The sequence below is a fragment of the Clostridium frigoris genome, assembly GCF_018861865.1.
GTDB classification, from domain to species: domain Bacteria; phylum Bacillota; class Clostridia; order Clostridiales; family Clostridiaceae; genus Clostridium_AD; species Clostridium_AD frigoris.
In genome coordinates this window covers 1-8,294 of sequence record NZ_JAHLDV010000088.1, presented here as the reverse complement: position 1 = coordinate 8,294, position 8,294 = coordinate 1, and the positions used below count along the sequence as shown (strand labels likewise).

Genomic DNA, 8,294 nt, shown 5'->3' with positions numbered 1-8,294 from the left:
TTACGAACACCTCATTTATAAATTCTTATGAGGTAATTCTACACTATATTTTTGTCTGTTTGGGACATAATCAAAAATGGTATACTAAGACATTATCATAAACGGATCATATACAACATCTGTTATTCTTGCAAATGTTCTATTAGCAGCTTTTGTGATAGTTAAATTTCCTAAATTAATAAATGTGGTTACAGTATTACTTGTTACATTACCAATAATTATGACTCCTGATGGGTCTATATTATATTCGTAATTTAGGAGTGAATTATTTGTTAAAAAACCAGCAAGTGGAACACTAGTAACCGTTACCTTAAATTCTACAGAAACTGATTGATTTGGAATTATAGTTCCAAGTGTGAACCCTGTATTTGGATTTAAATTTGCCTGAGCTTGACCATTAATCTTTACAGACCCTAATATGAAAGTAGTATTTAGTCTAGTTAAATCTGTAAAAAGTGTATTTATCAAATTAATATTACCATTATTCTTTATAACTGAGGTATAGGTTAAGGTATCGCCAACCGTTGCATATAGTTTATCTACAGTTTTAGTATTTGTAACAGAAACATTATTTATTGTGGTTGTTACAGTATTGCTTGTTATATTCCCTATAAATTCTGTTCCGCTTGGGTTAATCTTATAACTGTAGGATAGTGAACCACTATTAATTATAGTGTTAGGAGTTGGAAGACTAACTACAGTAACCTTAAAGGTTATTACTCTTTCTCCACTAGGTGGTATACTATCTACGCTAAAACCAGTATTCGGATCAAGGCCAGGTTTTGAAACATTATCAATCACTACAGAGTTTATATTAAAGGTAGCAGCACTTGGAATTATATCTTTAAATATAACATTATTTAATTCCACAGTACCTGTATTAGTAGCTTGAAAAGTGTAGGTTAATACCTCACCAATCGTTGCATATAATTTATCTACTGCTTTTGTGAAAGTTACTGTAGCAACATTTACCACTGTAGTAACATTATTACTAGTTATTGTTTTGCTTATTGGTGGTGCTAGAGGGTTAAATAAATAATCAAATATTACGGAACCGTTATTTATAAGAGTATTAGGTGATGGTACAAAATTTACTAGTGTATTAAAACTTAAAGAAACTACCTGCCCTGCTGTAAGTGAGCCTAAAGTAAATCCAAGCTCTGGATTATAGGTTGGTTTTGGCAAACCATTTATTATAACCGTACCTGGTATAAAACTAGACCCTATAGGAATAACATCAAAAAAGTTTGTATTTGTAGCTGTTACATTACCAATATTTGATACATTAAAAGAATAAGTTAAAGTATCACCAATGGTAGCAAAATTTCTATTCACAGATTTTGTAATTCTTAAATTTCCGTTGACAATATTGGTTCTAACTTCATTTGATTTTGCACTATCTGTTATAACTTCGCCACTCGGACTTAGCTGATAGGTATAAACCATATCTGCTGTATTTGCTATAAACCCTGAAGGTGGTACTGCATTTACGCTTACCCCAAATGATATTCTAGCAGTATCTCCCGGATTTAAATCACCAATAATAAAACCGGTTCTAACGTCATAACCTGGATAATTAATTCCATTTATGAAAACTGTTTGTGGATAGAACGTTAAAAAGGAAGACAAATCATCTCCAAATTTAACATTTCTTAACGTTACAGTACCTGTATTTACAATAAACGTAGAGTAAGACATGAAATCCCCAACTACTGCATAATCTTTATCTACAGTCTTTGTAAAAGTATAGCTCAGAGCATTAATTATAGTTTGTACTGTATTACCTGTTGCTGTTGCTGTTATAGTAATACTAACACCATTTGGGTCTGGCTTAAAGGAATAAACAAGCTCAGCAAAGTTAAGAACAACATTAGGAATTGGAACACTATTAACTAGAGCTTTATAAGTTACTACAACTGTGTTTCCAAAGCATATTGTTCCCACGCTAAATCCGACATTTGGGTTAAAACCAGGTTGTATAACTCCATTTATAGCAACACTATTTGGGATAAAAGAGGTTCCATTTTGTATTCTAGATAAAAATATAGTATTAAAAGCATCTATATTTCCTGAATTAGTTATCGCCACTGAGTAATATAAAATGTCCCCTATTGTAGCATAAGGTTTATCTACTGTTTCAATAAGATCTACTTTTACAAAGTTTGCTATTGTAGTTACTGTATTAGAATTTATTTCTGCATCAATCTCCGGTGAGCCTGGTTGAACTTGATATCTAAATGGCACGTTAGCAGTATTTTCTATAACTTTATTGGGATTTATCGCATTTACTAACATTTGATATTGGATATCAGTTGATTGCTGTGGAGGAATTGAATTTATAACAAAACCAGTAAAAGGATTTAAAGTAGGTTTTGGTACACCATCTATTGTAACTGTTCCAGTTACAAATGTTTGACCATAAACAGGTGGTTCAATTACATTTACATTTGTAGCAGTAATATTACCTATATTTGTTAAATTTAAGTTATAGGTAACAATTTGGCCTACCTTAGGGTAATCATTACTAGTACATCTTGTAGCAACAATATCTGTAAATTGTATTTGAATCGGTAATATATTGCTGAATATAGTTCTTGTTATAGGGAAAGGGAAAGCAGGATTAATAGTAGTAAATGTAACTCTAGTTGAATTATCAACTATTGTTGATGGCGGTAATGATAAAATATCTACAGAAAATATTATTTTTATAGAACCACTAACAGGTATATCAGAAAGTGAAAATCCGCTGTTAGGATCCAAGGTTGGTTTTGATATTCCATCTATAGTTACAGTTCCTGAAACAAAAGAGCTATACTGACTTATAATATCTTGAAATAAAACACTTGTTACTGGTACCGTACCAGTATTTTTTATATCAATAGTATAATTTATCCTATCTCCAACTAAAGCAGTTTGAGTAGAAGAGGTTTTTACTACGGAGATTGTTGCTGAAATTACATCTATAGTTATAACTTTTGTTGTTCCATAATTTGTTGTTGTAGGTGATCCTGAGCCAGATATAAATGAATAATTATAATTTACATATCCGTTTATAGTTGTACTCACAGGAAGCGAATTTACTCTTACTGAAAAAAGAACATTTGCAACTCCAGTTGGATCAATGGTGCCAATGTTAACACCTCTTGTTATATCCGCTCCTGGACTTACAACCCCATTTACAGTAAATGAATTTGGAATATATGAACAGGAAGGATCTAATATAGTAGATAAAATAAAGTTATTGGCAGCACTTTTACCACTATTACTTATTTTTACTGAATATATTAATTGCTCTCCAACTTGGACTTTACTTGTACTCTTTCCGTCGGGGTCATAAATATTAAAATCTACTATTATATCTGGAGCTATTGCATTTACAGAAGTACCAGTCTCAACAATCATAACGCCATCAATAGTTCCACTTTCAGTTAATTGTATTGCTAACTGATTCTGATTTGTAACCAAAGAATTACTAAAGTTTATATTTGTTAAATCCCACTTATTTCTTCCCCCTGTAACTTGAGTAGGAACAAAACCATCATGATTCTTATTACCATTTGTACCACTAATATTAATAAGGCCCACGTTAGTGTCTATTGGGTTACAGATATTAATTTGTCCAGGGAAAAAGCTATTATATGGATTATTTGGAGAAGTTCCTGGATTTGGATTTGGTTCACCTACAGGATTTCCCTCTACAGTTAAATTTACAAAGGATGGACCAGTTTTTAAAGTTTCTACTCCATTAAGAGGCTGTCCATTTGCACAAGCAAAAATTATATTACCCTTTAGATCAGTTTCATCACTAGATGTGGCAAATCCTGTAATTGTTGTTTGAAATGGAGTACTGTTAGTAGCAGGCCCTATTCCAGATAAAAAAATTATTTTTTTTGGAACAAAAACATCATTTCTATAAATTACAGTTAATGTCCACCCGGCTCTAGTAGATGATAAACCCACTTGCGGCAAACTAGTTGGAACAGCTGATACAGTATAGGTTCCACCTAAAGATGCCTTAATTATATTTGTTACATCTGTGCTTCTAAATCTATCAATATTACCCGATGCATCTGTATAACTTTCTGTATTTTGTGGAGAAATTTGATTTAATCCGAGAGGCGTAGTAAATGTTATAGGGTTATCTTGAATACTTCTAACATCTAATGACCCTGGAACATCAGATCTAACAGTAGAATACCATATTAATTCTGCATAAAGTATTGTACTATCTCCCAGAATACTTATAGTCCCATTACTACCAGCTGCTGCCCAATTTCTTGTAGTACTGCCAGCGACTGTTATCATGTCCGATGTGTTGTCATCTATAGTTGTTGAATCACCACAAATCACTAAACTATTGCCAGTAGCATTTATAATTGCCTTATCAATGGCTGAAAAACGATTAATTAGTGTCAATTTTATTGACCTCCTTGATATTATCATCGGAATTTAGACGTGATGATAACATAATATTGAGTAATTCATAATTACTCCATACTATTTTATGATATCTATGATATATAGTTACAATTTAAGTTTAATCATCTCATGGGTCGCTGAAATGTCGTTAAAGATGAACCGTAATTAAGAATGAGAATATATTAATTGTAATCAAATCTTATTCAAAATTAAGGAGAGATATTATGGCCTCTGATATACTAAATGTTACTGTAGACAAAACCGGAAATATTCCAATAATTTTAGGTGGGACAACTAATTTTACAATAAGTATTAAAAATCTTAGTACAAGCATTAGATTATATAATTTAACTATATTTATAACTACACCAGATGGATTAACTATTAGTACTGCTTCTCAAAGCATCACATCTTCCGTAAAAAATCCTGATGGTGGGTATTCTTATTCCTGGGTAAATTTAAAAGATTTAGCACCTTTAGAAGTTAATTATACTTTTAATGTAACTGTAAAATCAGGTACAAAATTTATAAATGGCACAACTATTCCCTTTGGATATATTTTTAATGGATTTATTGTAAATTGTAAGGTAGATACTATGCCAAGGGGCATTTATGATATTGGGAATCAAAAAATTACTAGCGGTATTGTAATGAGCTTTAAGGCAGCAAGATTTTATACCACAATTACAACTCCTTCAAAAGTACTCAAAGGTGCAGGAACTTCTATATTATTAAACGACTACTCTAAGGTATACACCGCTAGCTGCAATTTAACTAATAATACTATTATCACATCACTAGTAAATGTAACTATACTTCTTCCAGACGGAATAAGGTATATTGGTAATATATCTACATCTGGTACTGATGCTAGTCTTTTTAGAAATCCTACTATTAGCACTGTGCTTATTAATAATAATTTATATACTCAAGTTTATTTTGGTGGAGTAGTATTATCATTAAGCAGTAATACTACAGTAAATTTAAATTATGCTGTATGGAATAAATACAATGATAATACAGGAACTTTAATATATCATGGAACCACATTTAAACTTCTTATTAGTATGATTTCTCTAGATGATATTGTGAGTAATGATGTTAGTTTTAATGCTCTGGACCTAATTATTACAACTTCTGTAAATAAAGTTACAACAGATGTACAACAAAGTTTACAATATACCTATGTATATTCTGTATGTCAATATTATGATATTAAAAATATTGTAGTTAATTATCTACTACCAGATGGAATTAGCTATGTATCTAGTTCTACGCCACCTACATCTGCAATAGAGAACCCCACTCTTAAGGGTTTTGAATTGATTTATAATTTCCCCTTAGCTGTAAACAACTCTCAAGCTACTGTTACAATAAATGCTAAAGTAGATAGTTATTATAGATATAAATTAAGTGGGACTATCCCATTACCTGTGGTTGCATTTGATAGTTTTAGGAGCATCGCAAACATTTCTGGAACTCTAATTCAACTTTTAAGTGTAGTTACAGATAATGCTTCTGCAAGTTGTAGTATAAGTATTGGTAAAATAACAAAAACATTTTTAAAGGGCTACTACCAAAATGGTGTTGCAAAAACTTTTAATACTTTAGCACCAGGAGATTTAGCAGAATACAGATTAACCTACGATGCTAGCACCTTAATAGCTATACAAAAACAAGTATTCTTAGATGATTTTTTTCCACTTTCAGCTGACCCTATAGATAATATTGTGTATTCCTTTACTGGATATAAACCCTTTGGACTTACTCCATTGCTAACTGATCCTCATGGAGTAAGCTTTAATTATGGAGATATTCCAGGTAAATCTTTAATTACAATCACATTCAAAGTTCCAATAAAAATATTAGGGTCTCCTAGTCAAAACAATAATTTATTTAAACTTAGTGGAAGTAATATAGAAGGATCAGCTTATAGTAGTCGATCACAAGTACTGATAAATATAGGAACTCCAAATATACAATTAACAAAATCAGTCACTGGTACAAACCCATCTTCTATAAAAGCAGGAGAAATCTATTCCTACACTGTTAAGATAACAAATACTAATACTTTAGGAACAGAAACAGATGCTTTCAACTTTCAACTTACAGATACTTTGTCCGAGTGGTTTATTATTAATCAAAGTTCTATTAATGTTACTGGAACAGGTAGCTATAAAACTCCTTATATAGATGCACTTGGAATTCAGCTATATATAAATAAACTAGCCCCAGGACAAAGTTTAACATTAAATTATAATGTAACTATAAATAATAATCTTGCACCGGGCATTACTATTATAACAACAGCAACAAATACAAATCCATACTCACAGCAAGATGACCCAACCAGTTATCAATATACAAATCAAAATAAAAGTGCTTCAGTCACTATACTTTCACCAACTATTACACTAACAAAATCAAATAATTCTTCTTTATTCAAGGTTAATTCAAGCATTACCTATACTATTACTATGATCATTCCACAAGGAACTTTAGTTTATGATGCTTATGTGAAAGATGTTTTACCTAGTGGTGGACAGAGTTATACCGGCCCAGCCTACAGAAACGGTATTGTTATAACTCCAATTGTGTCAGGAACTTCTGTGACTTTTCCCAGTGAAGGATTTATAGATGCTCTTAACCAGTCAAAGACAATAACCTATGTTTTAACTTGTAAAATCACAAATTCTAATAAAGCCATTGGAGCTACAACCTCAGTTCAGACAAACAATTACCAAGTTCTATATAAACAAAAATTAAGTGGCGCTTTTATTACCATTAGTAAAAATCTTTCTGTGACAATAAATCACCCTAATATAGTTTTAAATTTAAGTGCAAAAGATCTCACTACTTCTATAATATATACGCAAAATGGAAATATAAATACTAATTCTGTAATGGAATTTACTTTAACATTTTTAAATAATAGCTCTATTACTCTTGTAAATGGTAAAGTTGATATTCCATTAAATAATAATTTTTTCTTTAATTCTATTAATACTACGCTTCAATGCACCGCAACTTATGATAGCGTTAATAAAAAAATAGTTGTATCAATACCAAGTTTAGGTCCAGGAATTTCAGGTCTGATTTCATTTACAGTATCTCCCGTGCCAAACCTTAAATCAGGCAGTACAATTACAACGCAAGCTGTGTCAGTTCAATACTATAATGATATCTCAACAAAAGTTTACAGTGGTGAGAAGAGCAATGCACTTACCTTTAGTTTTGCTCCTGGAGTATCACTTTTACCAACAACTAATAAAATAAATGATTCAACATCCTTCCAAGTAACTCAGCCCGGATATACAGCCACTATAATAAATTTATTTGAAAATACAGGTGGTGGATATGATGATTATACTTTAAAAATTAATTCTGTATCAATTCCATATACTCTCAGTATAAATAATATCAAAATAGCAGATGTTTCCGCAAATACTCCCTATTCTGCTGATTTAGATATAATGAAAAACCTTGCACCAGCTACTATAAGAAGCATAACTATTACTTCAGTTATTCCGATAACATCACCACTTGGGGCACGGTTTGATTTTGTAATAACGGCTCGTTCTAAAACTTCTCCATTTCCAGAAAAAACTGTATTAAATATAGACCCTAATTAATATTCCAAATAATTTTAACCAAAACAAAACCAGTATAATTTTTATTATACTGGTTTTGTAATCAAATATTCTCTGAAAATCGAGCTTCATTTAAACCTGGACAAAATAAAAACACTAAGATATACTTAGTGTTTTTTTTATAACCTGGCGACAACTTACTCTTCCACAAGGTTACCCCTGCAGTACCATCAGCGCATTGAAGCTTAACCTTCGTGTTCGGTATGGGAACGGGTGTTACCTTCA

At 31.3% G+C, this 8,294-nt stretch carries 2 protein-coding genes and 1 rRNA gene; 1 reads left to right on the top strand and 2 read right to left on the bottom strand.

What is annotated here, in order from left to right; genetic code table 11:
* Nucleotides 1-84 precede the first annotated feature (84 nt).
* A complete protein-coding gene (locus KPL37_RS18565) occupies nucleotides 85-4,416 on the bottom strand; it encodes a beta strand repeat-containing protein (protein ID WP_216151559.1) in 4,332 nt (1,443 codons plus the stop codon).
* Between the two features lie 227 nt (nucleotides 4,417-4,643).
* Between KPL37_RS18565 and KPL37_RS18560 the strand changes: the two genes are divergently transcribed.
* Entirely contained in the window at nucleotides 4,644-8,051 is a 3,408-nt protein-coding gene (locus KPL37_RS18560) for an isopeptide-forming domain-containing fimbrial protein (protein WP_216151558.1), read from the top strand.
* A 142-nt stretch (nucleotides 8,052-8,193) separates the two neighbouring features.
* Here KPL37_RS18560 and rrf read toward each other — a convergent pair.
* Nucleotides 8,194-8,294: ribosomal RNA gene (gene rrf, locus KPL37_RS18555) — 5S ribosomal RNA — on the bottom strand; the annotation flags it as partial.